The organism is Salinispora sp. H7-4 (assembly GCF_013416675.1).
GTDB lineage: Bacteria > Actinomycetota > Actinomycetes > Mycobacteriales > Micromonosporaceae > Micromonospora > Micromonospora vitiensis.
Genome location: NZ_JABZED010000003.1, coordinates 164,676 through 189,421, shown reverse-complemented (window position 1 = coordinate 189,421; position 24,746 = coordinate 164,676). Strand labels below are relative to the sequence as shown.

Here is a 24,746-nt window from a genome sequence, read left to right as displayed (position 1 = left end):
CGGTGCGCTGGCGCCTTCCAGCCGGGTTCGTGCGTCCTCGCTGGGCGTCACGCTGCCCTCGGACTCGCCTTCGCGGGCTTCGCTGCCCCCGCCGCCCTTGTAGTCGTGGCCCTTTGACTCGTAGCCCTTGTAGTCGTAGCCCTTGTAGTCGTAGCCCTTGTCTTTCCAGTCGTGACCGCCCTTGCCCCGGTAGTCCTTGCCGTCCCGCCGGTCCTCAGCTGGCCGGAGCGGGACCTTGCCGGTCACCTTCGACCAGACATAGGCGTGCTCCTGCGGCGTCGGGCAGAACTGGATTAGCTTGACCTCCTGGCCGGCCTTGACCGCATGCGGCTTGGCCTGGACCCTGCCTTCATTACCCCGGCGATGATCGTCCGCGACCGCGATTCCCGGCGCGCATACGAGCAGGGAGGCGCCACCGAGGGCCGCACCTGCCACGACCTTCCCGAGCAGCTTCTTTGCCATAACGTGCGTCACTCCATCCCCTGTTGTCCTGAACTCGGTGACAACCGAGCTAGGGCAGACGTTAGTCCGTTTCACAACCTATGAAGGAGAAATTTCGTATTTTCCGGCTTTAGGATCTATGTAGGGTTTGATGACCTTCGGTCTGATGAGCTGGTGTGCTCTTCCCACGTTTTGCACCTTTATTCCTATGAGAGTGGCGGTCAGAGCCGATCCCGTCGAAGGATTGCGATGGAAGCGCTCCCATGGGAGAATCGGCGTACCTAGGGAGCCACACCAGCAGCGGCAGGGGCATCGAGGGCAACCGGTTCGCCGGACGATCATCCTGCCGGTCCGACCGACCTGCATCGCAGGTCTGCAAAGACCACCACCCGGTCCAGGGCGGCCCAGGAAGTATCCGCTGGCATCGGTGGCTGTCCACGTCGGCATCCACCGAGTCGATCGGTCGGGCCGTCCGCGGAACGGTCTCGCCCAAGGAGATCTGTGGCATGAATGTGTGGAGAAGACTCACCGGCCCACGCCCGTCCCTCGCGCTGGCCGGCGCGGGCGTCCTGGTCGTAGGCGGGTTGGTGACCCTGCCGGTCACCATGGCCCACGCCGCGACCCAGTGTGAGGTCTCGTATACCACGAATGACTGGCCCGGCGGTTTCACCGCCTCCGTCAGTATCAAGAACACCGGGGAGGCGCTCGACGGCTGGACGCTTCGCTTTACCTTCCCGAACAGCAGTCAGCAGGTTGTGCATGGCTGGTCGGCCCGGTATAGCCAGTCCGGGCAGAACGTCACTGCACAGAACGAGTCGTACAACGGTTCGGTAGCCAGCGGCGCCACGATCGATATCGGCTTCAACGGCTCGTGGAGTGGTAGCAACCCCAAACCGACATCGTTCACCCTCAACGAGGTGGCCTGCAGCGGCGGCGGCGGACCCACCACGGCGCCGCCGCCGACCACCCCACCTCCCACCACAGCACCGCCGACCACCCCACCTCCCACCACCGCCCCACCCGGAAGCCGGGTCGATAACCCGTACCTGAACGCGGTGGGCTACGTGAATCCGGAGTGGAAGGCCAAGGCCGAGTCGGTGCCGGGTGGCAACCGGGTTTCGGATACGTCGACCGCCGTCTGGATCGACCGGATCGCCGCCATCGAGGGCACTGACGACAGTCAGTCCAACGGACCGATGGGCGTGCGGGATCACCTGGACGAGGCGTTGAGCCAGGGGGCGGACTACATCCAGTTCGTCGTCTACAACCTACCTGGTCGGGACTGCGCTGCACTCGCCTCGAACGGTGAACTGGCGCCGGATGAGTTGCCCCGCTACCAGGCTGAGTTCATCGATCCGATCGCGGAAATCCAGAGTGACCCGGCGTATCAGGACCTCCGGATCATCAACATCATCGAGATCGACTCGCTGCCGAACCTGCATGCCAACACCGGCGGTAACCCAGGCGCCACCCCGACCTGTGACCTGGTCAAGGAGAACGGCGCCTACGTCAACGGCATCGGCTATGCACTGGCCACGTTGGGTGCGATCGGCAACGTCTACAACTACGTGGACGCCGCCCACCATGGCTGGATTGGCTGGGACTCCAACTTCAGCCCGGTTGCCCTGCTCCTGAAGGATGCCGCCACCGCCTCGGGCAGCACGGTCGCCGACGTGCACGGCTTTATCGTCAACACGGCCAACTACTCGGCCCTGCGTGAGCCCTACTTCCAGATCACCGACACGGTCAACGGTCAGACGATCCGCCAGTCCACGTGGGTGGACTGGAATCAGTACGTCGACGAGCTGACGTTCGCGCAGGCATTCCGGGACGAACTGGTCGGCCAGGGCTTCGACTCGGAGGTGGGAATGTTGATTGACACCTCCCGCAACGGCTGGGGTGGCAGCGCTCGGCCAGCCGGGCCCGGGCCGATGACCGATGTCGACAGTTACGTCGACGGTGGCCGGGTTGATCGACGAATCCACGCCGGCAACTGGTGCAACCAGTCTGGCGCGGGCCTGGGCGAGCGGCCGCAGGCCGCACCGGAGCCGGGAATCGACGCCTACGTCTGGGTGAAGCCGCCGGGCGAGTCGGACGGCTCCAGCGAGGAGATCCCGAACGACGATGGCAAGGGCTTTGACCGGATGTGCGACCCGACGTACGAGGGCAACGCCCGGAACGGCTTCAGCCCCACCGGGGCCCTGCCCGATGCCCCGATCTCCGGTGCCTGGTTCCCGGCGCAGTTCCAGCAGCTCATGCAGAACGCCCATCCGCCGCTGCCCTGATTTGGAACCCAGCCGCTGGGGTTGTGAGGCGCTTGGGCGGCGGGGTTCCCCGAGCCCCGGATCCGATCAGTTCGATCGGGTCCGGGGCACCGGCGGCTCCGTCTCGGGGACCCCGCCGGCTGCGTCTCAGGGGACCGTACGTTCGATCGCCGCCGGGCCCTTCTCGACCAGGTCCCGGCGGGCCCGCTCAACATTCTCCGGGGTCAGGTCCTGACCGCGTGCCGCCACCAGATCCTCCGGTTGCCACGGCTGCTCCGCGCCGGTGCGGACGCCGTCCCCGCCACCCCCGGCGTCGTACGGGTCGCCAAGGAGGTCCTCGGTCGACGCGCCGCTGTCGGCCTGCTCCCCAGCGGCGGCGAAGGCGGGGGTGTTCCGGTCGCCACCCCCGCCGGTCATCAGCTGGGGGGCGCCGGCGTCATCCTCGACCGCCGCGGCTACCTCAGCGCTCTCCTCCAACGGTCGGTACCGGTCCCGATCGGTCATGGTGTCGCCCTCCCGTCCGTATCTGCGCTACCTTCCCGCGTACCCCGTGCATCGGGTGCCATACCACCTGCATCGGGCCGTTGCTCAGCGGTGGAGCCGGCGGCTCGGGGCGCGCCGTCCTCCCGCTGCTCGCGGTGGCTCGAAGCGGTGGAAGGCTCGGCAGTTGCCGAAGCTCGTTCGGCCCGCCGCTGTACCCATCCCGGGCCACCGCGGAATTCGGCCGTCGGGTCCGCCCGCCAGCCCTCTCGCGCCATGTCAACGGCGCCGTCGCCGGCTCTGGCGGTTGACTCGGCCCGCGCGTCCGGAGCCTCCTCTGCCCCGCCGGCCAGCGCGGACGCGGCGACCGCCCCGCCAACTGAGGGCGCACCGAAGGCGCTCGGGACCGGGGCGGGTCGGTGAAACTCGGGCCGGTCGTCCCTATTCCCGTCCGCGGCGACGCGCTGGTCGTTTTCGTCGCCGGTCGTCGGTCGACCACCCTTCGGCCGTGTTGGTGCGGCTGCGACGGGTGCGGCCTCCGGGTGCTCAGTGTCGTCCTGCTGCTCGTCCTGGCGCATTCTCGACTCCTCAACCTGGCTCCTCCGCTGCCTTGGGTATCCCACCTGATGCAGCGCATCAATCCCGGTCCGGCGCACTTTTCGGTGGCCTGAGGAACTCGGCCATTCGGGTTTGTTGCCGGCATACGGTGCCGGATTAAGTGGATGGTAGATGGACAGTGTGCTGAGGTCGTCAGCGTCGAGGGCAGCCGCTCTGGGGTCTGCCGTGCCCGCCCGTTTTGCGGGCGGGCACGTGCTGGTCGCCGCGCTGCCCGGGCCAGCGGGCATCCGGCCGTCACGTCCATGGCCGAGACAGACGGTAGTGCAACCGGAGCAAATTCCGTATCCTGCCCAAGGCGACCGCCATTGGCGCCCCGGTACGATTTGGGGCGCGTTCCGGCGGGTGCTGTCCGGGCGTGTGCCGCACCCCCCGCAGCCCCCAACGATCTGGGCGAGGTCCTGATTGAACACTCGCGACTGGCCGATCCGCTACAAGCTGACCGCATTGGTGGTGGCGCCGATAGCTGCGCTCCTGGCGCTGTGGATCTTTGCCACCACGCTCGCCTTCGGACCCGCACAGAGCCTGCTCTCCGCCCGTACCCTCCTCAATGAGTTTGGGCAGCCCGGTGAGGCGGTCGTCGCCGAGCTGCAACGCGAGCGTCGGCTCTCGGTCGTGTACCTGGCTGCCGAGTCTGCTGAGGTCGGCCTCGATGAACAGCGGAGGCATACGGACGAGGCGATCGCCGAACTGCGTCGTCGAGCTGCCGGCGACGACCTTCGGGATGCCACCAGCGACCTGCTGGATGTGCGGTTGGACCGGCTCCTCGTCACCCTGGATGATTTGCCGGACGGGCGTGGCCAGATCGACCGGGGCGAGACGGACCCATCCGGCATCGTTGATCTCTATAGCGGAATGATCTCGTCGGCTTTCCAGGCATTCGCGGCGCTGTCAGAGCTGCCGGACCCCGAGCTGCACCGGGAGGCGTTGGCGGTGACCGCGCTCGGCCACTCCCGCGAGTTGCTCGGTCAGGCCGACGCCGTGTTGGCCGGGGCGTTCGTCGCGGGCAGCCTCGCCGAGGGTGAGCACCGGAAGCTCGTGCAGACGATCACCAACCAGCGGTTCCTCGCTGATTCGGCGGTAGCCGACTTGCCGGCGGCGGAACGTAGCGCGTTTCAGCAGTTGACCGAACAGGCGGAGTTCCGCCGACTTGGTGAGATGCAGGAACTTCTGATCGAGAACTCCGCCGATCGGCTGCCGATCGTGGCTGCGAGCTGGCAGGCCGACTACGACGCGGTCCAGCAGGCGATGCGGGAGTACGAGTTGAACCAGGCCGACGGCTTGGCCGATCGGTCGAAGCCCCTGGCCATACGCGTCTTTCTGTTGCTTGCCTCCGCCGGGTTGCTGGGCCTCGTCGCGGTCGTGGTCTCCCTGGTGGTGGGGGTTCGGGTCGGCCGTTCCCTGGCTAGCCGGCTAGCCGGGTTGCACACCGTACTCGAACGGGCGGAACGTCAGTTGCCCGAGCTGGTGGCGCGGATGCGCCAGGGTGAGACGGTGGACGTGGAACGGGAAGCGCCACCGGTCGATTTCGGCACGGACGAGATCGGCCAGGTGGGGCGCGCCTTCACCGCGGTGCGGCGGACCGCCATCCGGTCCGCCGAGGGTGAGGTGAACCTGCGCCGTGGCCTCAACGAGGTCTTCCTCAACATCGCCCGCCGTAGCCAGGGGCTCGTGCATCGCCAGCTCGCCCTGCTCGACCGGATGGAGCGGCGCACCGAGAAACCGGACGAGCTAGCTGAGCTCTTCCAGGTCGACCACCTGGCCACCCGGCTGCGGCGGCACGCGGAGGACCTGGTGATTCTGGCTGGCTCAGCTCCGAGCCGGGGCTGGCGCAACCCGGTCGCCATGGTCGATCTGATTCGGGGGGCGCTGTCCGAGGTCGAGGCGTACAAGCGGGTTGACCTCGGCGGCGTGCAGTCGGCAGGTCTCACCGGCCGGACCGTGGGTGACCTGATCCACCTGCTCTCCGAGCTGATCGAGAACGCCACCAGGTTCTCACCGCCGGGGACCCGGGTCCAGGTCACCGGCGTGCGCAGGGCCGACGGTTACATCTTCGAGATCACTGACCACGGCCTCGGCATGAGCGGGGAGGCGTTGGCGGACGCCAACTCGCTGCTGTCCTCGTCGCCCGAGTTCGACCCGACCCGGACCGACCGGCTCGGGCTCTTCGTGGTGGCCCGACTGGCCGCCCGGCATGGGGTACGGGTTCGGCTGCGTCGGTCCGAGTCGGCTGGTCTGACCGCGGTCGTTCTCATCCCGGACGAGTTGGTCACCGAGGAGCCGGAGCCGGCGGCTCTGGGTGGCGGTGAGCGAGAGCGTCCGGAGCCCCGGGCAGTCCGGCGGGAGCCGCCGCGTCGGTCGCCCGCCGAGCCGGGTCCGTTGGCGCTCGCCGACCGTACGCCGGTCCCGACTGCCGGTGAGTCGGCCGGGACCGATGCCGGCCCGGCGCCCGTCGAGGTGGCCGGCGAGATCGACGGGCTGCCGCGGCGGGTTCGGCGTCGCCCGTCCGGGGCACCGCGGAGCCGGATGGGCGCGGCGGTGCCAGATGGGGCGAACACCGAGACCCAGCGGCTCCGGCCGATGGTGGAAGAGCAGATGGCGCGGCAACTGGCCGTGGACGGTCGGCAGTCCCCGTCGTCGGACCCGACCCCCCGCTCACCGGAGGAAACCCGCCGGATTATGGCGGCGCTACAAGCCGGCACCACGAGGGGGCGTCGGGTCGCCGCCGCCCGAGTACCAATGTCCGAGGTCGGACCCGGCGCTCAGCCGGTCGACCCCTCGAACGATCTCGAACCCCCGACCGCAGCTGAGAGGGACGCGTGATGCTGCAATCTGCCAGGCAGAATGTTGATCTCGACTGGTTGCTCGACGAACTGGTGGAGCGGGTGCCGCCCGCCCGGCAGGCGGTGGTGCTCTCCGCCGACGGGCTGCTGCTGGGGGCCTCCGCCGGGCAGGAACGGGACGATGCGGAGCACCTGTGTGCTCTCGCCTCTGGCCTTTCCAGCCTGGCCCGGGGCACAAGCCGGCACGTCACCGGTGGTCCCGTTCGGCAGACTGTCGTCGAGATGGAATCGGCATTTCTGTTCGTGACCACGGCCGGGCAGGGCGCCTGCCTCGCTGTGGTCAGCGACGCAGACGCCGACATCGGGCTGGTGGCGTACGAGATGGCGATGCTGGTGACCCAGGTGGGGGAGAAGATGAGCATCCCGGCCCGGCCAGCGGCGGGCCCACGCGATGTGGGCTGAGCCCGGCAGGCCGCATGACTGGCTGGATGCCGATGCGGTTCCGGTGGTGCGCCCCTACACCCTGACCGGGGGACGTGTTCGGGCGGCCGGCGGGTTCGACCTGGTCGCGTACGTCCTCGCCGACCGGAACGCGCAGCCTGCCGTACACCTCGACCTGCATCCCGAGCACCTGCGGCTGGTGGCGCTGGCCGCCCGGCCGGTACCGGTAGCCGAGCTGGCGGCCGGCCTCGACCTCGCGGTTGGCGTCGTCCGGGTGCTGCTCGGCGATTTGGTGGATCGGGGTCTGGTGACGGTCCACCAGCCCTCGGCCGGCCCGTACCTGCCCGACAACAATATTCTCAAGGCGGTGGTCAGTGGACTCCGTGCGCTCTGAACTTCCACAAACCGGGGCCCGCATCCCGATCGCACTCAAGATCCTCATCGCCGGGGGTTTCGGCGCGGGGAAGACGACGCTGGTGAGCGCGTTGAGTGAGGTTCGCCCGCTCCAGACCGAGGAGATGCTGACCGATGCGGGGGTCGGCACCGACGATCTCGCTGGGGTGGAGGCGAAGTCCACCACCACGGTGGCGATGGACTTCGGTCGGATCACCATCAACGAAGATCTCCTGGTCTACCTCTTCGGCACGCCGGGACAGGACCGGTTCTGGTTCCTCTGGGACGAGTTGGCGTTCGGGGCGCTGGGCGCGGTGGTGCTCGCCGACACCCGACGCCTGGCTGACTGCTTCCCATCCATCGGCTACTTCGAACAGCGGGGGATTCCGTTCGTGGTCGGTGTCAACTGTTTCGATGGGGCACGCCGGTTCAACCTGGAGACCGTACGTGAGGCGTTGGACCTGGACCCCGACGTGCCGCTGCTGCTCTGTGACGCCCGGGACCGGCAGTCCGGCAAGCAGGTGTTGATCGCACTCGTCGAACATGTGGCCCGGCAGCACGGGGAACCGGTGCCGGTCTGACCCGGTGCCGGCCGATGCGGGGCATCCGCCTCGCCGCGGTTTCGCTATTAGTCCGGGTGGCGCCCGCTCCGGACGTGGAGCCGTGTTGTGGCCTTCCGGCGTGACGCGCCGCGGCGTGGACGAACCTCTGGTTGGATCGGAGGAGTCGGCGCGGAGGGTGGTCCGGTGGCGGTTCAGGGTGCATTCGTATACCTCGGTTGCTACACGGCGGGCGCCGGGGGGCATGGCGAGGGGATCGTCGTCGCTCAGCGGGAGCCGGATTCGGGTGCGCTCACGCCGCTCGGCACGGTCGCGGTCACCCCGGCGCCCTCGTTCCTCGCCCGGCATCCGGACCTGCCAGTCCTGTACGCGGTCAATGAGGTGGCCGACGGCGGGGTCAGCGCCTTCCGGGTTGTCGCGAATGGGGATCTCACCGCGTTGGGCAGCCGGCCCACCGGTGGCGCCGATCCGTGCCATCTTGCGGTCGCCGACGACGGCCGGCACCTCTTCGTGGCCAACTACGGCGACGGGAGCGTGACGGTACTCCCGCTTGACCGGCAGGGGGTGCCCGGGGAGCGCACCGACCTGGTCCGGCACGAGGGGCATGGCGTGGACCCGCAGCGGCAGGAGCGGGCGCACACCCACATGGTTGTTCCGGGCCGAAACGGAGGACCGCTGCTCGCGGTTGACCTCGGCACCGACTCGATCTACCGGTACGAGCTCGACGCCGGGCCGGGGCGGTTGGTGGAACGGGCTCCGCGGGTGCACATCGCCGCTGGTGTCGGGCCCCGGCACCTGGCCCGGCACCCGGACGGAAGACGCTGCTGGCTGGTCGGGGAGCTGGACGGCTCGGTCCTGGCCTACGAGGTCACCAGTGACGCTTCCCTGCGCTTCCGGGGCCGGGTTCCGGCCAGCGGGCGGCCGGGGCCGATGCAACCTTCGGAGGTCGCGGTCGGGCCGGAGGGGCACTTCCTCTACGTCGCGAACCGGGGTGTCGGCACGATCGCTGTCTTCGCGCTCGACGGCGAGTTGCCGGTGCTGGTCGCCGAGGTGGACTCCGGCGGGGAGTGGCCCCGGCATTTCGCGCGGGTCGGTGCCAACCTGTATGTCGCGGACGAGCGGGCCGACCTGATCGGCGTGTTCCGGGTCAACCCGGCGACCGGCGTGCCGTCGCTGGTTCACGAGGCGGTTGGGGTCCGGAGCCCCACCTGTGTCCTGCCCTGGACGGAGGAGCACGGCGCACGGAGTTCTCATGCTCACGTAGCGTAGTAAGTGTAGGGGTATTTGTTGCTTCTGCGTAACTAAAGTTAATCGGAGGTAGCCGTTGCTCGCCGGCAGCCGGAAAATGACCCCGTGTCTGCAGGCCGCCATCGCAACCGAACGAATATCCATGTCGCCAGCGTCGCCGCAGCCGTCGGCGTGTTGGTCGTTACTGCTGGTGGATATTTCGGCTACCGGCAGCTCGCGGCGCCGCGCTGTTCCGGCTCGGTCGAGCTGGCAGTAGCGGTCGCTACTGAGCTGGCACCGGCGGTCGATTCCGCGGCGACCGAGTGGGAGAACGCGGGCGCGGCCGTTGGCGGCACCTGCGTTGAGGTGAGCGTGACCGCGTCCGAGCCGGTCGGGATAGCCGCCACCGTCGCCGCCAAACACGGTGCCATCCTCCCTGGGGTGGGTCAGGTCAGCGGCGCCGCGGTAGGCCCGGATGTCTGGGTGCCGGATTCGTCGGCGTGGCTGCTGCGGTTGAAGGGCGGTGGAGCGTCCGAGTTCAACCCGGGTAACGGAGCATCGATCGCCCGGAGCCCGGTGGTCGTGGGCGTACCCGAGCCGATCGCCTCCCAGCTTGGCTGGCCGGAGCAGGAGTTCACCTGGTCCGCGTTGGTCGGCCAGGTCAACAACGATGAGCCGCTCAAGGCTGGCACCGTGAACCCGACCCAGGATGCCGCCGGTCTCTCCGGGCTACTCGCGTTGAGCGCCGCGGCCGCGGCCGGGGAGGGCGGTCAGGCGGCAACCGTCGGCGCGTTGCGTGCGTTGTCCACCAGCAGTGCGGATCGGCGCCAGGAACTGCTCGCGAAGTTCCCCACCTCTTCCGACCCCACCACGATGGCCCGTAGTCTCGGCGCGGCAGCGTTGTCGGAGGAGGATCTGCTCTCCTACAATGCCCGGAATCCCGCGGTGCCGCTGGCCGCGCTCTACCCAACGCCGGCGGCGACACCATTGGACTATCCGTATGCGGTGCTGCCGGGGGTCGGGTCGGCCAAGGCGGCGGCTGCCCGGATGCTCTTCGATGTGCTCACCACGGCCAGCTTCAAGGACCGGTTGGCGTCGTTGTCGCTACGGGGGCCGGACGGTACCTGGGGTGCCGGCTTCAGCGTGCCCGAAGGTGCGCCGAGCCCGGCGGCCGACGGCGCCAGCGCCACCGGCGACCTGGACCTATTGGCGGTCGAGCGAGCGGTCTCCAGCTGGTCAATCGCCACCCAGTCCGGCCGGATGCTCTGTGTCATCGACGTCTCCGGCTCGATGCGGGAACCCGTGGCGAGCGCCAACGGCATGAGCCGCCAGCAGGTCACCCTTGATGCCGCGGGGCGTGGGCTCCACCTTTTCGACGACAGCTGGCAGATCGGGCTGTGGGAGTTCTCGACCAACCTGGGCAACGGACGGGACTATCGGCGGCTGGTCGAGATCGGCCCGCTGAGTAGTCAGCGGAGCGAGCTTGAAGCGGCGTTGACCCAGATCCGGCCGACCCGCGGTGACACTGGTCTGTTCGACACGGTGCTCGCCGCGTACGAGGCGGTCCAGGAGGACTGGGATCAGGGGCAGGTCAATTCGATCGTGCTCTTCACCGACGGTAAGAATGACGACGACAACGGCATCAGCCAGCAGCAACTGGTCGCCGAACTGGAGCGGATCAAGGATCCGGAGCGGCCGGTGCAGGTGGTTCTGATCGGGATCGGCGCGGACGTCAGCAAGGCAGAGTTGGAGTCGATCACGAAGGTTACCGGCGGCGGCTCCTTCATCACCGAGGATCCGACCAAGATTGGTGACATCTTCCTGAACGCCATCGCGCTGCGCGAGACGGGCTCCTGAGCTGACCCGAGGGGCAGCGGCGAGTTTGTCAGCAACGTCGGGAACGATGCGGCGGGACTGACTCGGCCGGGCAGCCGCCGCGCAAAGTGACGGTAATACGTCGGAAACATTCGGTGCCCATAATGCGCAGGGCAGGATGTCGTTGTTCCGGCGGGAACCAGGCCATCCTCGGCTCGGACCACCGGGCCGTTTCCGGCCATGTCCCCGGGGGCGAGGTGAGGTGGGGGAGGGTCGGTGAACTCGGCGACGCTGCTGACATCCGGCCGGTCAACGGCGGGCGGTCTGTCCCCGCCAAGGACTCGCGCCGCGCTGCGGTCCTACCTCCGGGCTCTGGTGGTGCTCGACACCGTGGCGCTCAGCCTCGCCGTTCTCGGCGGATACCTCACACGTTTCGGCGTCGGGCCCCCCGGCGGCGCTGAGCTGCCCTACGTCGTGTTCGCGCCCGGCCTGGTGCTGGCGTGGCTGGTCTCGCTCAAGGCTTTTCGCTGCTACGACGATCGGGTCGTCGGCTATGGCGCCGACGAGTATCGGCGGGTGGGTGTGGCCAGCCTGCGCCTTGCCAGTGGAGTCGTGATCGCGGGCTGGATCCTGGATGTCGGCCTGCCCCGGGGGTTCCTCCTCACCTCCTTCGCCGCCGGTGTGGTCGGGCTCGAGCTGGCCCGCTTCGTTGCCCGCAAGAGGTTGCACCGGTTCCGCGCCCGAGGCCGTGGTTGGTCCCGGAAGGTACTCGTGGTCGGGGACGCCGCGCATGTCCTGGAGTTGGTGCACACGCTGCGGCGCGAGCCGTACGCGGGTTACCAGGTAATCGGGGCGTGCATCCCGGATGTGTTGCTCGCACCGGTCCCGCAGCAGTTGGGGGACGTGCCCGTGGTGGGCTCGTTTCGGGGCATCCCCGAGGCTGCCACCGCCATCGGCGCCGACACCGTGGCGGTGACCGCCTCCGGAGAACTGACCGCCACCCGGCTGCGTCGGCTCGGCTGGCAGCTGGAGAGCACCGGGGTTGATCTCGTGGTCGCACCAGCACTGACCGATGTCGCGGGACCCCGGATCCACACCCGTCCGGTGGCCGGACTACCGCTGATCCACGTCGAGGCCCCGGAGTTCCGGGGCGCCCGCAAACTGGTGAAAGGGCTGGTCGACCGGGCGTTCGCGCTCTTCGCACTGACCCTGCTGCTGCCGGTGCTGATCGTGATTGCGTTGACTGTGCTGGTCGACAGCCGGGGGCCGGTGTTGTTTCGGCAGACCCGGGTCGGACAGGGAGGCCGGGAGTTCGGGGTGTGGAAGTTCCGCACGATGGTGGTCGACGCCGACGCCCAACTGGTGGAGTTGGCGGCGCGGAACGAGACCGACGGCCTGCTGTTCAAACTGCGGGACGACCCCCGGGTGACCCGGGTCGGTCGACTGCTGCGCAACTGGTCCCTGGATGAGCTGCCACAGCTGGTCAACGTCCTGTTCGGGCAGATGAGCCTGGTCGGCCCCCGCCCGCCGCTGCCCTCGGAGGTCGCCCGGTATGACGGCGATGTCGCCCGGCGGCTGCTGGTCAAGCCCGGCATGACCGGCCTCTGGCAGATCAGTGGCCGGTCCGACCTGAGCTGGGAGGACGGTGTCCGGCTCGACCTCTACTACGTGGAGAACTGGTCGCTCGCCGCCGATCTGACCATCCTGTGGAAGACCTTCGGCGCGGTGGTGAACCGCCGCGGGGCGTACTAGCCGCCGGGCGTACTGGTTCGTGTGCGCCGAGCGTTCCGGCGCCGCTCGCCCCCGCGGTTTCGGATGCTGCGCGTGGTGGGGGTCTTTGGCCTTGGTCTGGTAGACCAAGGCACAGAACCTGGCGGACGACACCCCGGAGGCTGGCATGGCGCCCCGTCCCACCCCTGCCGACAAGTTTTCCTTCGGCCTCTGGACGGTGGGCTGGCAGGCCCGCGATCCGTTCGGCGATGCCACCCGGCCGGCGCTGGACGCGGTCGAGGCGGTGCACCGCCTCGCCGAGTTGGGGGCGTACGGCATCACCTTCCACGATGACGACCTGCTCCCCTTCGGGGCGGACGCTGCCACCCGAGACGCCCACCTCACCCGGTTTCGTCGGGCCCTCGACGAGACCGGCCTGGTGGTCCCGATGGTCACCAGCAACCTCTTCACCCATCCCGTGTTCAAGGACGGTGGCTTCACCAGCAACGACCGGGATGTCCGGCGGTACGCGCTCGGCAAGGCGCTGCGCGCCGTGGACCTCGCCGCGGAGCTGGGCGCGGGTACCTTCGTCCTGTGGGGCGGTCGGGAGGGCGCCGAGTACGACGTCGCCAAGGATGTCCGCGCCGCGCTGGACCGCTACCGCGAGGCGGTTGACCTGCTCTGCCAGTACGTGGCGGCGCAGGGGTACGAGCTGCGGTTCGCGATCGAGCCCAAGCCCAACGAGCCGCGCGGCGACATTCTGCTGCCCACCGTCGGGCACGCGCTCGCCTTCATCGCCACCCTGGCCCGCCCGGAGTTGGTCGGTCTCAACCCGGAGGTCGGCCATGAGCAGATGGCCGGGCTCAACTTCGCCCACGGCATCGCGCAGGCGCTCTGGCAGGGCAAGCTGTTCCACCTCGACCTCAACGGCCAGCGTGGGGTCAAGTACGACCAGGACCTGGTCTTCGGCCACGGTGATCTGCTCAATGCCTTCGCCCTGGTCGACCTCCTGGAGAACGGCGGTCCGGGGGGCGGGCCAGCCTACGACGGCCCCCGGCACTTCGACTACAAGCCGTCGCGCACCGAGGACCGGACCGGGGTGTGGGCCTCGGCCGAGGCGAACATGCGCACCTACCTGCTCCTCAAGGAGCGGGCTGCGGCGTTCCGGGCGGATCCGGAGGTGACCGCGGCGCTGGCCACGAGCCGGGTGGGTGAGCTGGCAACACCAACCCTCGCCCCGGGCGAGACCCATGCCGGGCTCCGCGCCGACCGTACTGCCTTCGAGGAGTACGACGTGACCGCTGCCGGCGCCCGCGGCTACCACTTCGTCCGGCTCAACCAACTCGCGGTCGAGCATCTGCTCGGCGCGCGCTGAGGGCGGGCCGGATGCGGCTGGTCGCCGGAGTCGACTCGTCGACCCAGTCTTGCAAGATCGTCATTCGGGACGCGGAGAGCGGCATCCTGGTCCGCCAGGGTCGGGCGCCGCACCCGGAGGGTACCGAGGTCGACCCGGCGGCCTGGTGGTCCGCGCTGGGCGAGGCGGTGTTGGCCGCCGGTGGGCTCGCCGACGTCGCGGCGATCTCGGTCGCCGGGCAACAGCACGGCATGGTCTGCCTTGACGACGCCGGCGCGGTGGTCCGTCCGGCGTTGCTCTGGAACGACACCCGCTCCGCCGGCGCCGCCGCCGACCTGGTCGCCGAGGCGGGCGCCGGCGACACCGGCCGACGGTTCTGGGCGGACGCGGTGGGTGTGGTGCCGGTAGCCAGCCTCACCGTCACCAAGCTGCGCTGGCTGGCCCGGCACGAGCCGGGCAACGCCGCCCGGGTGGCTGCGGTCTGCCTGCCGCACGACTGGCTCACCTGGCGGCTCGCCGGCGCCCCCGGCCTGGCGGCGCTGAGCACCGACCGCAGCGACGCCAGTGGTACCGGTTACTGGTCCCCGGCCAGCGCAACGTACCGCCGGGACCTGCTCGAGCAGGCGTTCGGCCGGATGGTGACCGTGCCCCGGGTGCTCGGTCCGGTGGAGTCGGCCGGCCGACTCGACCCGTCCGTGCTCGCGGGAGCCCCGGAGCTGCCGGAGGTCTCGCTCGGCCCCGGCGCGGGGGACAACGCCGCCGCCGTGTTCGCGGTCGGCGCGGGCCCCGGTGACGTGGTCGTCTCGATCGGCACCTCCGGAACCGTGTGCGGCGTCGCGGACCAGCCGACCGCGGACCCGACGGGTGTCGTCGCCGGCTTCGCCGACATCACCGGTCGATACCTGCCGTTGGTCTGTACGCTCAACGCGGCCCGGGTGCTCGACGCCGCCGCCACGCTGCTCGGGGTCGGCCTCGGTGAGCTGGCCGACCTGGCGTTGTCCGCGTCACCCGGGGCGGACGGCCTGGTCCTGGTGCCCTACCTGGCGGGGGAGCGGACCCCGAACCGGCCGGAAGCCAGCGGCGCGGTACACGGGCTGACGCTGCGTACCGCCACCCCGGCGCATCTGGCGCGGGCGGCCGTCGAGGGGATGCTCTGCGCGCTCGCCGACGGCCTGGACGCCCTCGTCGCGCAGGGGGTCGCCGTACGGCGGGTGATTCTGGTTGGTGGTGGCGCCCGCTCCGCCGCGGTACGCCGGGTCGCTCCGCAGGTTTTCGGGGTGCCGGTGGTGGTGCCGCCCCCGGGCGAGTACGTCGCCGACGGCGCCGCCCGCCAGGCCGCCTGGGCTGTCCTGGGCGGGGCGCAGCCGCCGAGGTGGACCGTGGCCGGGTCACGAAGCTACGAGGCGGACCCGGTGCCGGCGATTCGGGCCCGGTATGCGCAGGCCCGGGAGCACGTCCTCGACCACGGGGGCGCCTCGTCGTCACCCCGGTGATCGGACGGTGGGCCGGCCCTGGTTGGCTGCCGGTATGGCCTTGGTCACCGGTGGGCCGGTGCGGACGTGGGGTGGCAGCCCGACGCACCGGTTCTACAGCGTCGTGGTGTTCGTGCTGCTCGCCTCCCTGGACAATGTGGCGATCGGCCTGGTGCCTCCGCTGTATGGCTCGATCGCCGACGCGTTCGAGGTGTCACGGCGCCTACTCGGCCTGGTCACCGCGGCCAACTTCCTGGTCAGCGCGGTGGCGGCGGTGGGGTGGGCCTACGTCGGGGACCGCACCAACCGTAAGCCGCTGCTCATGGTCGGCACGCTGATCTGGGCGTTCGGCACCGGTGGCAGTGCGGTGGCGGGCAGCTATCCGACCTTCCTGGCCGCCCAGGTGGTCGGCGCGGTGGGGCTCGGCGCCGTCGGTTCGGTGGGTTTCTCGGTGGTCACCGACTTGATCTCACCCCGCCGGCGGGGTCTGGTGATGAGCTTCTGGGGGCTGTCCCAGGGGGTCGGCACGCTGGCCGGCACCCTGGTGGGTGGCCTGCTCGGTGCGGCGGACTGGCGACGTCCGTTCCTAGTGCTCACCGTCGTTGGGCTGTTCGCCACCGCGGCTTACCTGTTCACCTTCGACATCCAGCGTGGTCAGAGCGAACCGGAGCTGGCCGACCGGTTGGCCGGTGGCGCCGAGTACGATCACCGGATCAGCCGGGCCGACCTGCCGCGGATTCTGGGCCGGCGGACTAATCGCTGGCTGATCCTGCAGGGGCTCACCGCGCAGGCCGCGTTCGGCTCGCTGGTCTGGCTGCCGGTGCTCTTCGCCGAACGGGCCGAGGCGCAGGGCTACTCGGCCGCCACCGCGGTCGTGGTGGGCAGTGTCTTCGCCACCCTGTTCCAGCTCGGTGGGGTCTTCTCCATCGTGGGCGGGTTGGTCGGCGATGCGCTGCAACGCCGTACCCCGTCCGGCCGGGCGATGGTCGCCGCGGTCGGGATCCTCGCGGCGTTGCCGTTCTATCTGGTGCTCTTCTTCGTGCCGATTCGCATCGACGTGCCGGACGGAGCCGGCTCGGGCACCATCGTCCGGGCGGTGCTGGCGAGTGTGCTGACCGAGCCGACGGTCGGGCTGAGTCTGCTCACGGCGTTGCTGGCGCTCGCCCTGACCTCGGCCAACTCACCGAACTGGTTCGCCTTGATCGCCGATGTCAACCCGCCGGAGCATCGCGGCACTGTGTACAGTCTCGGCAACCTGGTCAACGGGGTCGGCCGAGCGACCGGGAACGGACTGGTCGGGGTGGTGTTCCATGGGCTACGGGCGGCCTTCCCGCCGCCGTTGAACTACGCGGTCGGGCTCGCCGCGTTTCAGCTGTTCTTCGTGCCGACCGGGATCATGTACTGGCTCGCCGCCCGCAGTTCCCCACGGGACATCGCTGCGGTGCGGGTCCTGCTCCGCGCCCGCGCCAAGCGGATGTAGTACGGGGCGCAGTCACCCCTTGACGCTGCCGGCGAGGAGCCCGCGGACGAAGTAGCGCTGCAACGATAGGAAGACGAGCAGCGGTACGACGATCGCGACGAATGCGCCGGAGGTGAGGCGTTGCCACTCGTTGCCCCGGGTTCCGGCCAACTCGGCGAGGCGGACGGTGAGCGGTGCGGTCTCGTCCCCGCCGCCCGCGAAGATCAACGCGACCAGCAGGTCGTTCCAGACCCAGAGGAACTGGAAGATGCCGTACGCGGCGAGTGCTGGGGTGATCAGCGGCAGCACGATCGTACGGAAGATCTTGGGGTGGGTGGCACCGTCGACCCGGGCTGCTTCCATCAGGTCCCGGGGCAGCTGGGAGACGAAGTTGTGCAGCAGAAAGACACCCAGGGGCAGCGCGAAGCAGGTGTGGGCGAACCAGACCTGGATGAAGCGCTGCTCGTCGTCGAGGTTCCAGGCGGGCAGCAGCTCGATGCCGCCGACACCGATGCCCTGGGAGAAGAAGCTGAGCAGTGGGACCAGGGCCATCTGGAGCGGGACGATCTGCAACGCGAAAATTCCGATGTAGATCCAGTCCCGCCCTCGGAAGTTGATCCACGCCAGCGCGTACGCGGCCAGCGCCGCGAAGGCCAACGGGAACAACACCGACGGCAGCGTGATGACGATCGAGTTGAGGAAGTAGCTGGCCAACTGGCCGGCCGACGAGGAACGGCCGAAGAGCACCTGCTCGTAGTTCTCCAACGTCAGCTGTGGATCAGCGAAGAACGTCCACCAGCCGGTCGTCTTGATCTGGTCCTCGGGTCGGAAGGACGAGACGAGGAGCCCGAAGGTCGGGATGGTCCAGACAATCGCGATGACGATTGAGGCAGCGGTGGCCCAGCGGGTGTTGAGCCGCCGACGGACGCGGCCGGCGATCGTCGGCGGTGCCGCGGCTCCGGCCTGCGTCGGGGTGGTGGTGGTCACGGGGTCATACCTCCCGCTGCCGGCGCAGGCTGCGTACCTGGTAGATGACGATGGGAATGACCAGGATGAACAGGACGACAGCGAGGGCCGAGCCCTGGCCGGTCTGCCCGTACCGGAACGCCTGGTTGTACATCTCGGTCGCGATGACGTTGGTGTCGAAGTTGCCGTTCGTCATCGTGCGGACGATGTCGAACAGCTTCAGCGTGGCGATCGAGATGGTCACCACCACCACGACCAGGGCGGGCCGGATGCCCGGCAGGGTGATCCGCCAGAACTGCTGCCAGGCGTTCACGCCATCGATGCGAGCAGCCTCGATCATGTCGGTGGGGATGGCCTTGATGGCCGCCGAGAGCACCACCATGGCGAAACCGGCCTGGATCCAGATCATCACCACGATCAGCAGCAGCGTGTTCAGTGGCGGGTTCGCCAACCACTGCTGGGGCTCGCCGCCGAGCCATACCCAGATCTGGTTCAGCAGGCCGATCTGGTCTGCCCCCGCGGGCCGGAACGCGTAGATGAACTTCCAGATGATGCCGGCGCCGACGAACGAGATCGCCATCGGTAGGAAGATCAGGGACTTGGCCAGGGCCTCGAGGCGGGCGCGGTCAATGAGCACTGCGTAGATCAGGCCGACCGAGGTGGCCAGTAGCGGCACCAGGAGGACCCAGAGCGCGGTGTTTCGCAGGATGTCGACGATCTCGGGCCGGTCGACCATCCAGCCGTAGTTGCGCAGCCCGACCCACTGCGTGCTGTCGCCGTTCTTGAGTGACAGCACGAGGGTGCGGATCGCGGGGATGACCAGCCCGATGCCGAGCATCAGGACCGTGGGTAGCAGAAAGAAGAGGGCGAACAGGCCCTCGCGGGAGCGGCGCCGGCCCGGCTCGAGCGGCGTCCCGGCGGCGACGGTCGCGGCGAGCCGGGCCTGCCGACGGCGGGCGAGCCGGGTGGGGACGACGTCGAGTAGCAGCAGCAGGCCACCGACCACCACCACGAAGGCGACCACCCCGTACAGCAACATGGCGAGTTTTGGTGCCTCGTCGGCGAGGTCGAAGTTCATCCGCCCTCCGGGGATGCGTGGGCTGGCGGTGGCCCGGCCGTGGGGCCGGGCCACCGGGGCGGGCTGATCAGCTGGGCCAGGAACTCTCGATGGCGGTCAGGGCCGCCGCGGTGTCCTTGCCGCTGATCCAGGACACCATCTCCTTCCAGAACGTTCCGGCGCCGACGGCGGCGGGCATCAGGTCGGAGCCGTCGAAGCGGAAGACCGTCTGCTCGTCCTGCAGCAGTTCGACCGAGAGCCGGTCGATCGGGTTGGTCACGTTCGAGAGGTCGAGCTTCGTGTTCGCCGACACCCAGTTGCCCAGCTTGGCCCGGGCGTTGGCGTACTCACCGGAGGCGAGGTACATCTGCACCGCCTGGACCTCCGGACGGTCGTCGAAGGCGACGGTGAACTCGCCGCCCCCCAACACCGGCTTGCCCTGCGCCGGGTCGATGGGCGGGAAGTAGAACGCGAAGATGTCGCCGTCCTCGGCGACCTCGCTCTCCTCGGGCCACTGGTTGGCGTAGAACGACGCCTGCCGGTGCAGGGCGCACTCGTCCTGGAGGATCGGCAGGCCGGCCTCCTGGAACGAGGTGGTGGCGATGCTCTTCACGCCGCCGTAGCCGCCGTTGACGTACGTGTCGTTTCGCAGGATGGTGCCGGCGCGATCGACGGCGTCCACGACGCGCTGGTCGTTGAAGGGGATGGCGTGGGTGGTCCACTGGTCGTAGACCTCGGGGGTCTGCGTCCGCAGCAGCACGTCCTCGATCCAGTCGGTGGCTGGCCAGCCGGTGGCGTCACCGGACTCGATGCCGACGCACCACGGGGTGATGCCGTCGGCGGCGGCCCGGTCACTGAGCTTGATCAGATCGTCCCAGCTGGCCGGCACCGACCAGCCCTGCTCCTGGAACATCTTCGGGGAGTACCAGACGAATGACTTGACGTTCGAGCCCAGCGGAGCACCGTAGAACTCCCCGTTCACGGTGCTGTATTGCAGCCAGTCGGCAGCGTAGTTCTCCTCGGCCATCGCCCTGGTCTCGGCCGATGCCGGCTTGAGCTTGCCGGCCTGCGCGAAGCGGTTCAGCAGGCCCGGCTGTGGGATGAAGGCGATGTCTGGGGCGTTGCCGCCGTCCACCCGGACCTGGAGCTGTGCCTCGAACTCGCCGCTGCCCTCATAGTCGATCTCAATGCCGGTGCAGTCGGCGAACTGTTCCCAGGACTGCTCGAGCAGGTCCGCCTCGGCGTCGCGGATCGACGCGTAGATGGAGACCTCGGTGTCGCCGTTGCCCTGGTACTGCTCGTATGGCGCGCATTCTGGGGAATCGGCCCTGCCGCTGTCGCCGTCGTCGCTACCGCAGGCGGTGGCGCCGACGGCCAGGCCGAGCACGCCAGCTAATACGAAGGCTTGGCGTGGTCTGGCGAAGACCGCCATGCCGTCCTCCTTCCTGGCCGGCGCGGGTCAGTGCGACAGACCTGGCGCCGGTCCGATGGGCATGCTCCACACGAAAGCGTTTGCAGCTGGTGTGGTCCACCCCGAAGACGACACGAGCGGGTAACGATCTGAAAACGTCGATGCGATGGCCCGGGCCGGTCACGCATTGAGCCACGCACCCGGGAGTGCTTCCGCTCCACCGTCAGCTGATGGCGTTGACCCCGCCCGGTCCGACCAGCAGCCCACCGACGATGAGGACGACTCCCCACAGGATCCGCTGCCGGAACAGGGCGAGAATGCCGGCCACCACCAGGACGGCCGAGATCAGCCAGAGAATCAGCTCCATGCCGGCCTGGTACCCAGGCTGCCCATCCGAGAAACCTCGCCCGGTTCGAGGTGCTCACCCAGGTGGAAGACGCTGTACGCCTGTTTGATCACCGGGTGTGCCACGTTCCGCACCCGTACTCCGCCGGGGGTGGTGCCGCGTTCGGTCCCGTGATGAGCATGTCCGTGTAGCGCGAGTGTGGTGGGGGCTGAGTCGATCGCCTGGCCCAGCTGGTAGCAGCCGAGGAAGGCATAGATCTCCGGCGGCTCGCCGGCCAGCGTGTCGGGCACTGGTGAGTAGTGGGTCAGGGCCACCAGCAGGTCGCAGTCGAGGGAATGTAGGGCGGCCTTGAGCGCGTCTGCGCTCTCGGTGCTGACCTGCACGAACGCCTTCATCTCCGGTTCGCCGAAGTCGGCGGCGCACCGCCCGGCGAAGCCACCACCGAACCCCTTCACCCCGGCGATGCCGAGCCGGCTGCCGCCGCAGTCCAGCACCGTCCCGTTACCCTCCAGCACGGTGATTCCAGCGGCCTCGAGCACCTCCACCACCTGTGGTACCTCGTTGCACTGGTAGTCATGGTTGCCGAGTACGGTCACCACCGGCACCCCCAGGCCACCGAACTCGCGTGCCACACACTGCGCCTCCGCCTCGGTGCCGTGGCGGGTCAGATCACCGGCGAGCAGCAGCACGTCGGCGTGGTTCGGCATCTCTTCAAGAGCCGGCCGGAAGCGGCCGACCACGTCCTCGTCCAGATGCACGTCGCCCACGGCGGCGATTCGGATCACCATCGGGTCTCCCTCAGGGCAGTTGTTCGATTTCCGTGGGCGGGTGCGCGCGGACCACCCCGATGTCGCTGGTGACCGCCAGCTCCGGGAAGTGCTCGGCGACGCGGCGGAGAATCTCGTCCCGGCGCTGTACGCTCTCCACCTCGCCGTGCAGCACCAGGCCGAGCTCCCGGCGGACCACGGTGATGCCCTGCTCGGCCACGTTGGGGTCCTCGGCGAGGAGCCGGTGAATCTCGGCTGCCACGTACTCGTCGGTAGCCCGTCGCGTGGCAACGTCCTGGTGTTCGGTCACGGTGTCCCCTCTCGTTCCGGGGTGCCGGCGTACGCCACCACCTCAAGCCGGTCCAGCAGCACCAGGAACGCCTCGGCGTACGGCGAGTGGCGCGTGTCCCGGCATACCCGTTCCCAGTCGATCTGCTCGCGCAGCGAGCGAGCCAGGGGCAGGCCCCGGGTGAAGTCGCAGTGGTGCTGGGAGAAACTGAGGAGTTTGTGCACCATCAGCTGGGTCGCCGAGAGCACCGGCATGTGGATCGCGTCCACCGGCCGGACGATGGTCTCGACGAAGGTCTTATCGGTCACCGGTGTTTCGACAGGCCGGTGGATCAGGTCCACCACGCGGTCGTCGTCGATGACCTTGACCAGCCAGTCCTCGGGCGGGCGCTCGGCGAGGAAGCCGGCTGCGACCAGGGCGCCCAGGGCCTGTTCGACGTCGGCCTCCCGGATCAGGAAGTCGACGTCGTGTTCGCTGGAGTGGCCGCCGTGCGCGTAGACCGCGAAGCTGCCGCCGAGCGCGAAGGGGATGTCTTGCTGCTTGAGCACGGCGGCGACCTTTTTCAACGTGTGCACCAGGGTCTCGGCCCCGCGCTCGGCCATCTGGCTCTCCGTTCCTGGTGGTCGGGAGGAGGTGTCAGGTCGGTACCCGGCATCGTGGTCTGCCACACCTGGCACCGCGGGCGGGAAAGCGTCAGCTGCCACCAAAGGTGGTGGATCGGCCGAAAGAGCGGGAGCATGGGTCGGATAGCGTGTGCAGGGTGGCCGATTCCAAGGTGGCGCGACGCGGCAGGGCCCGACTGCGACGCGGCAGGGCCCGACTGCGTGCCGTCGCCCTGATCGGCATCGACGGTTCGGGTAAGACGACGCAGGCCCACCGGCTGGCCGCGGCACTGACCGCGATCGGGCTTCCCGCCACCTACCATCGCAACGCCGGAGGCCGGCGTTTCCTCGGCCGGATGGCGCGGTGGCTGGGCCGGCGGGACGCGCAGCGGCTCCTTGGGCGGGCCGGCCTTCTGGTCGCAGAGTCCGCGCTGCGTTGGCTTGCCATCGCCGCCGCCCTACTGGTGCGCCGGCTGACCGGCCGGGTCGCGGTGATGGACCGCTACTCCGCCTGCCAGTTTGCGAGCATCCGGGCGCACGGCGGTCACCGGTGGGAGCGGCTGGCCCGGCTCGGCTACCGGGTCTTCCCCCGGCCGCAGGTAACGTTTCTGCTGGTTGTTGACCCCGCCGAGGCGTACCGGCGGATCGAGCGACGCGGCACTGACCACGAGAGTATGCGATACCTGATCGCGGCGGATCGCGCGTACCGGAGCCTGCCAGAGCACCCCACCTTCGTACTGGTGGACGCGGACCGTCCGGCGGACGAGGTGACCCGGCAGATCAGGGAGCACCTGCACAGGTGGTTGGGCGCGTCGGAGCCGGCTCGGGTTCCGGTGTCTGAGGTGATCGGCACGAATGGTGGGGTGGCCGCCGGCTGGACCCCCGGGCCCGGCAGGGAAACGGCCCGCGGATTGTTCACCCGGGCGTGGGGTATCACCACGGGTGTGGATGAACCGGCCGGGCCGCCGTAGCAGATCCAGGCGTGACCAGGATCGCAGCTCGGTGGTGACCCGGGTCGCTGTGCCGCGGTCGGGGTGGTGTTGCGATGGACTTGGACTTGGACCTGGCCCGGACCGGCGGCCGTCGATCCAGCTGCCGGGCGCCGTGCTCAGCTCCGGGCCGCCACCTGAGGTGCTGACAGCAAGTATGGACCGTTCTCTCAGCTAATTATCAGGCATTCGTGACACGTTCGACTCACGGAATGGAATCCCTGACGCGTCTCAACTGTTGTGCAGGTGTCAGCGCCGATGAGCAGCAGCGGAAGGTACGGGGAGGGAGCTGGCGGACGTGGGGATGGCAAGGAACCGGGCAACCGGCGCGAGCGAGGGGACCGTGAGTAACGTGGACAAGAATATCGGCATGCGGACCGACGAGGTCGCCGAGGAGCGCGATCTGGTCGGCGTCTACCTTCACGAGATTTCCCGGACCCCGTTGCTGGACGCCGCCACGGAGGTCGATCTCTCCAAGGCGATCGAGGCCGGCCTCTATGCCGAGCATCTGCTCGACGAGGACCGCGTCCCGGTCGGCGTCGAGAACGCCGAACTCCAACGGCTGGTCGCTGACGGGGCGCGGGCCAAGGACCTGTTCATCCGGGCCAACCTGCGACTGGTCGTGTCGATCGCCCGACGGTATGTCCGCTCCGGGATGCCGATGCTGGACCTGATCCAGGAGGGCAACACCGGTCTGGTCCGGGCGGTGGAGAAGTTCGACTACGAGCGTGGCTTCAAGTTCTCCACCTACGCGACCTGGTGGATCCGCCAGGCGATCAGCCGGGCGATCGCCCAGCAGGAGCGCACCGTGCGGCTGCCGGTGCACCTGGTGGAGGACGTCAACCGGATGCGGAACATGGCCCGGCAGCTCACCCGGGAGCTCGGTAGCGACCCGGAGCCGGAGCAGATCGCGACGGCGCTCGGCGTCACCGTCGAGCGGGTCAACGAGCTGGTTCGCTGGTCGCAGGACACCGTGTCGTTGGATACCCCGGTCGGTGACGACGGCGACACCAATCTCGGTGACCTGGTCGCCGACAGCGACGCGCCGTCGCCGGAGGAGATCGTCCTCACCGGTCTGGAACGGCAGCGCATCGAGGGCCTCCTCAGCCACCTGGACGACCGGTCCGCGGGCATCATGCGCGCCCGGTACGGCCTCGAGGACGGTCGGGAGCACTCGCTTACCGAGGTGGCCTCCCGCTTTTCGCTCTCGCGGGAGCGGATCAGGCAGCTGGAGATTCAGGCGCTCGGCCGGCTGCGCGAGCTGGCCCGCGCCGAAGGGCTCCAGACAGCAGCCTGAGTGGTGCC

22 protein-coding genes and 1 pseudogene are annotated in these 24,746 nt (G+C 69.1%); 13 read left to right on the top strand and 10 right to left on the bottom strand.

The window, feature by feature from the left end; translation table 11 throughout:
* Nucleotides 1-462: pseudogene (locus tag H0524_RS02805) on the bottom strand (hypothetical protein); the annotation flags it as partial.
* Between the two features lie 485 nt (nt 463-947).
* Between H0524_RS02805 and H0524_RS02800 the strand changes: the two are divergent.
* On the top strand, nt 948-2,726 hold the full coding sequence (locus H0524_RS02800; protein ID WP_180197256.1) for a glycoside hydrolase family 6 protein: 1,779 nt from the start codon (nt 948-950) through the stop codon (nt 2,724-2,726).
* Nucleotides 2,727-2,852: 126 nt separating this feature from the next.
* On the opposite strand, the gene H0524_RS02795 is transcribed toward H0524_RS02800, so the two are convergent.
* Together H0524_RS02795 and H0524_RS25540 are read right to left on the bottom strand one after the other, a co-directional pair.
* Nucleotides 2,853-3,209 (bottom strand): hypothetical protein, encoded by a 357-nt coding sequence (locus H0524_RS02795; RefSeq protein WP_180197255.1) that lies wholly within the window; start codon nt 3,207-3,209, stop codon nt 2,853-2,855.
* Nucleotides 3,206-3,763, bottom strand: a complete 558-nt coding sequence (locus H0524_RS25540; RefSeq protein ID WP_375371985.1) for a hypothetical protein — start codon at nt 3,761-3,763, stop codon at nt 3,206-3,208. The genes H0524_RS02795 and H0524_RS25540 overlap by 4 nt, the downstream gene beginning before the upstream one ends.
* A gap of 442 nt (nt 3,764-4,205) precedes the next feature.
* Here H0524_RS25540 and H0524_RS02790 point away from each other — a divergent pair, with 442 nt between their 5' ends.
* The 10 genes from H0524_RS02790 to H0524_RS02745 all read left to right on the top strand — a co-directional run bounded on the left by H0524_RS02790 (nt 4,206) and on the right by H0524_RS02745 (nt 17,035).
* On the top strand, nt 4,206-6,623 hold the full coding sequence (locus tag H0524_RS02790) for a nitrate- and nitrite sensing domain-containing protein (RefSeq protein WP_180197254.1): 2,418 nt from the start codon (nt 4,206-4,208) through the stop codon (nt 6,621-6,623).
* Entirely contained in the window at nt 6,620-7,045 is a 426-nt protein-coding gene (locus H0524_RS02785) for a roadblock/LC7 domain-containing protein (RefSeq protein WP_018727754.1), read from the top strand. The genes H0524_RS02790 and H0524_RS02785 overlap by 4 nt, the downstream gene beginning before the upstream one ends.
* The gene (locus tag H0524_RS02780) at nt 7,035-7,418 is read left to right on the top strand and encodes a DUF742 domain-containing protein (RefSeq protein ID WP_180197253.1); all 384 of its coding nucleotides are present in this window, start codon (nt 7,035-7,037) and stop codon (nt 7,416-7,418) included. Before H0524_RS02785 ends, H0524_RS02780 begins: the two co-directional genes overlap by 11 nt.
* Nucleotides 7,399-7,998 carry an ATP/GTP-binding protein gene (locus H0524_RS02775; protein WP_180197252.1) on the top strand — a complete coding sequence of 200 codons (600 nt, stop codon included), beginning with the start codon at nt 7,399-7,401 and terminating at the stop codon, nt 7,996-7,998. Before H0524_RS02780 ends, H0524_RS02775 begins: the two co-directional genes overlap by 20 nt.
* Before the next feature lie 165 nt (nt 7,999-8,163).
* Nucleotides 8,164-9,246 carry a lactonase family protein gene (locus H0524_RS02770; protein ID WP_180197251.1) on the top strand — a complete coding sequence of 361 codons (1,083 nt, stop codon included), beginning with the start codon at nt 8,164-8,166 and terminating at the stop codon, nt 9,244-9,246.
* An 84-nt stretch (nt 9,247-9,330) separates the two neighbouring features.
* Nucleotides 9,331-11,061: a substrate-binding domain-containing protein gene (locus H0524_RS02765; protein ID WP_180197250.1), complete on the top strand. Its 1,731-nt coding sequence runs from the start codon at nt 9,331-9,333 to the stop codon at nt 11,059-11,061.
* Between the two features lie 234 nt (nt 11,062-11,295).
* Nucleotides 11,296-12,771: a sugar transferase gene (locus tag H0524_RS02760; protein WP_180197249.1), complete on the top strand. Its 1,476-nt coding sequence runs from the start codon at nt 11,296-11,298 to the stop codon at nt 12,769-12,771.
* Nucleotides 12,772-12,916: 145 nt separating this feature from the next.
* Nucleotides 12,917-14,104: a xylose isomerase gene (xylA, locus tag H0524_RS02755; protein ID WP_018727760.1), complete on the top strand. Its 1,188-nt coding sequence runs from the start codon at nt 12,917-12,919 to the stop codon at nt 14,102-14,104.
* Between the two features lie 11 nt (nt 14,105-14,115).
* Nucleotides 14,116-15,576 carry a xylulokinase gene (xylB, locus tag H0524_RS02750; protein WP_180197248.1) on the top strand — a complete coding sequence of 487 codons (1,461 nt, stop codon included), beginning with the start codon at nt 14,116-14,118 and terminating at the stop codon, nt 15,574-15,576.
* A gap of 34 nt (nt 15,577-15,610) precedes the next feature.
* A complete protein-coding gene (locus H0524_RS02745) occupies nt 15,611-17,035 on the top strand; it encodes an MFS transporter (RefSeq protein WP_180197247.1) in 1,425 nt (474 codons plus the stop codon).
* A 12-nt stretch (nt 17,036-17,047) separates the two neighbouring features.
* On the opposite strand, the gene H0524_RS02740 is transcribed toward H0524_RS02745, so the two are convergent.
* From H0524_RS02740 to H0524_RS02710, 7 genes are all read right to left on the bottom strand, one after another.
* Nucleotides 17,048-18,001, bottom strand: a complete 954-nt coding sequence (locus H0524_RS02740; RefSeq protein ID WP_180197246.1) for a carbohydrate ABC transporter permease — start codon at nt 17,999-18,001, stop codon at nt 17,048-17,050.
* A gap of 4 nt (nt 18,002-18,005) precedes the next feature.
* Complete coding sequence (locus H0524_RS02735) at nt 18,006-19,058, bottom strand: carbohydrate ABC transporter permease (protein ID WP_180197245.1); 1,053 nt, start codon at nt 19,056-19,058, stop codon at nt 18,006-18,008.
* 67 nt (nt 19,059-19,125) lie between these two features.
* The gene (locus tag H0524_RS02730; protein ID WP_180197244.1) at nt 19,126-20,469 is read right to left on the bottom strand and encodes an ABC transporter substrate-binding protein; all 1,344 of its coding nucleotides are present in this window, start codon (nt 20,467-20,469) and stop codon (nt 19,126-19,128) included.
* 202 nt (nt 20,470-20,671) lie between these two features.
* Nucleotides 20,672-20,815, bottom strand: a complete 144-nt coding sequence (locus H0524_RS02725; RefSeq protein WP_018216735.1) for a GPGG-motif small membrane protein — start codon at nt 20,813-20,815, stop codon at nt 20,672-20,674.
* Nucleotides 20,806-21,582, bottom strand: a complete 777-nt coding sequence (locus H0524_RS02720; RefSeq protein WP_180197243.1) for a metallophosphoesterase — start codon at nt 21,580-21,582, stop codon at nt 20,806-20,808. The genes H0524_RS02725 and H0524_RS02720 overlap by 10 nt, the downstream gene beginning before the upstream one ends.
* Before the next feature lie 10 nt (nt 21,583-21,592).
* Nucleotides 21,593-21,871, bottom strand: a complete 279-nt coding sequence (locus H0524_RS02715) for a hypothetical protein (RefSeq protein WP_180197242.1) — start codon at nt 21,869-21,871, stop codon at nt 21,593-21,595.
* The gene (locus H0524_RS02710) at nt 21,868-22,452 is read right to left on the bottom strand and encodes a nucleotidyltransferase family protein (protein ID WP_018727768.1); all 585 of its coding nucleotides are present in this window, start codon (nt 22,450-22,452) and stop codon (nt 21,868-21,870) included. Before H0524_RS02710 ends, H0524_RS02715 begins: the two co-directional genes overlap by 4 nt.
* A 158-nt stretch (nt 22,453-22,610) precedes the next feature.
* Here H0524_RS02710 and H0524_RS02705 point away from each other — a divergent pair, with 158 nt between their 5' ends.
* Complete coding sequence (locus H0524_RS02705) at nt 22,611-23,423, top strand: dTMP kinase (protein ID WP_180197241.1); 813 nt, start codon at nt 22,611-22,613, stop codon at nt 23,421-23,423.
* A gap of 322 nt (nt 23,424-23,745) precedes the next feature.
* Nucleotides 23,746-24,738 (top strand): RNA polymerase sigma factor RpoD/SigA, encoded by a 993-nt coding sequence (locus H0524_RS02700; protein WP_180197240.1) that lies wholly within the window; start codon nt 23,746-23,748, stop codon nt 24,736-24,738.
* The last annotated feature ends 8 nt before the right edge of the window (nt 24,739-24,746 follow it).

Bases quoted from the DNA above. Each gene is read 5' to 3' on its own strand.
- H0524_RS02800 (WP_180197256.1), top strand. From the start codon at position 948: ATGAATGTGTGGAGAAGACTCACCGGCCCACGCCCGTCCCTCGCGCTG.
- H0524_RS02795 (WP_180197255.1), bottom strand. From the start codon at position 3,209: ATGACCGATCGGGACCGGTACCGACCGTTGGAGGAGAGCGCTGAGGTA.
- H0524_RS25540 (WP_375371985.1), bottom strand. From the start codon at position 3,763: ATGCGCCAGGACGAGCAGCAGGACGACACTGAGCACCCGGAGGCCGCA.
- H0524_RS02780 (WP_180197253.1), top strand. From the start codon at position 7,035: ATGTGGGCTGAGCCCGGCAGGCCGCATGACTGGCTGGATGCCGATGCG.
- xylA (WP_018727760.1), top strand. From the start codon at position 12,917: ATGGCGCCCCGTCCCACCCCTGCCGACAAGTTTTCCTTCGGCCTCTGG.
- xylB (WP_180197248.1), top strand. From the start codon at position 14,116: ATGCGGCTGGTCGCCGGAGTCGACTCGTCGACCCAGTCTTGCAAGATC.
- H0524_RS02745 (WP_180197247.1), top strand. From the start codon at position 15,611: ATGGCCTTGGTCACCGGTGGGCCGGTGCGGACGTGGGGTGGCAGCCCG.
- H0524_RS02735 (WP_180197245.1), bottom strand. From the start codon at position 19,058: ATGAACTTCGACCTCGCCGACGAGGCACCAAAACTCGCCATGTTGCTG.
- H0524_RS02730 (WP_180197244.1), bottom strand. From the start codon at position 20,469: ATGGCGGTCTTCGCCAGACCACGCCAAGCCTTCGTATTAGCTGGCGTG.
- H0524_RS02725 (WP_018216735.1), bottom strand. From the start codon at position 20,815: ATGGAGCTGATTCTCTGGCTGATCTCGGCCGTCCTGGTGGTGGCCGGC.
- H0524_RS02720 (WP_180197243.1), bottom strand. From the start codon at position 21,582: ATGGTGATCCGAATCGCCGCCGTGGGCGACGTGCATCTGGACGAGGAC.
- H0524_RS02710 (WP_018727768.1), bottom strand. From the start codon at position 22,452: ATGGCCGAGCGCGGGGCCGAGACCCTGGTGCACACGTTGAAAAAGGTC.
- H0524_RS02700 (WP_180197240.1), top strand. From the start codon at position 23,746: ATGGCAAGGAACCGGGCAACCGGCGCGAGCGAGGGGACCGTGAGTAAC.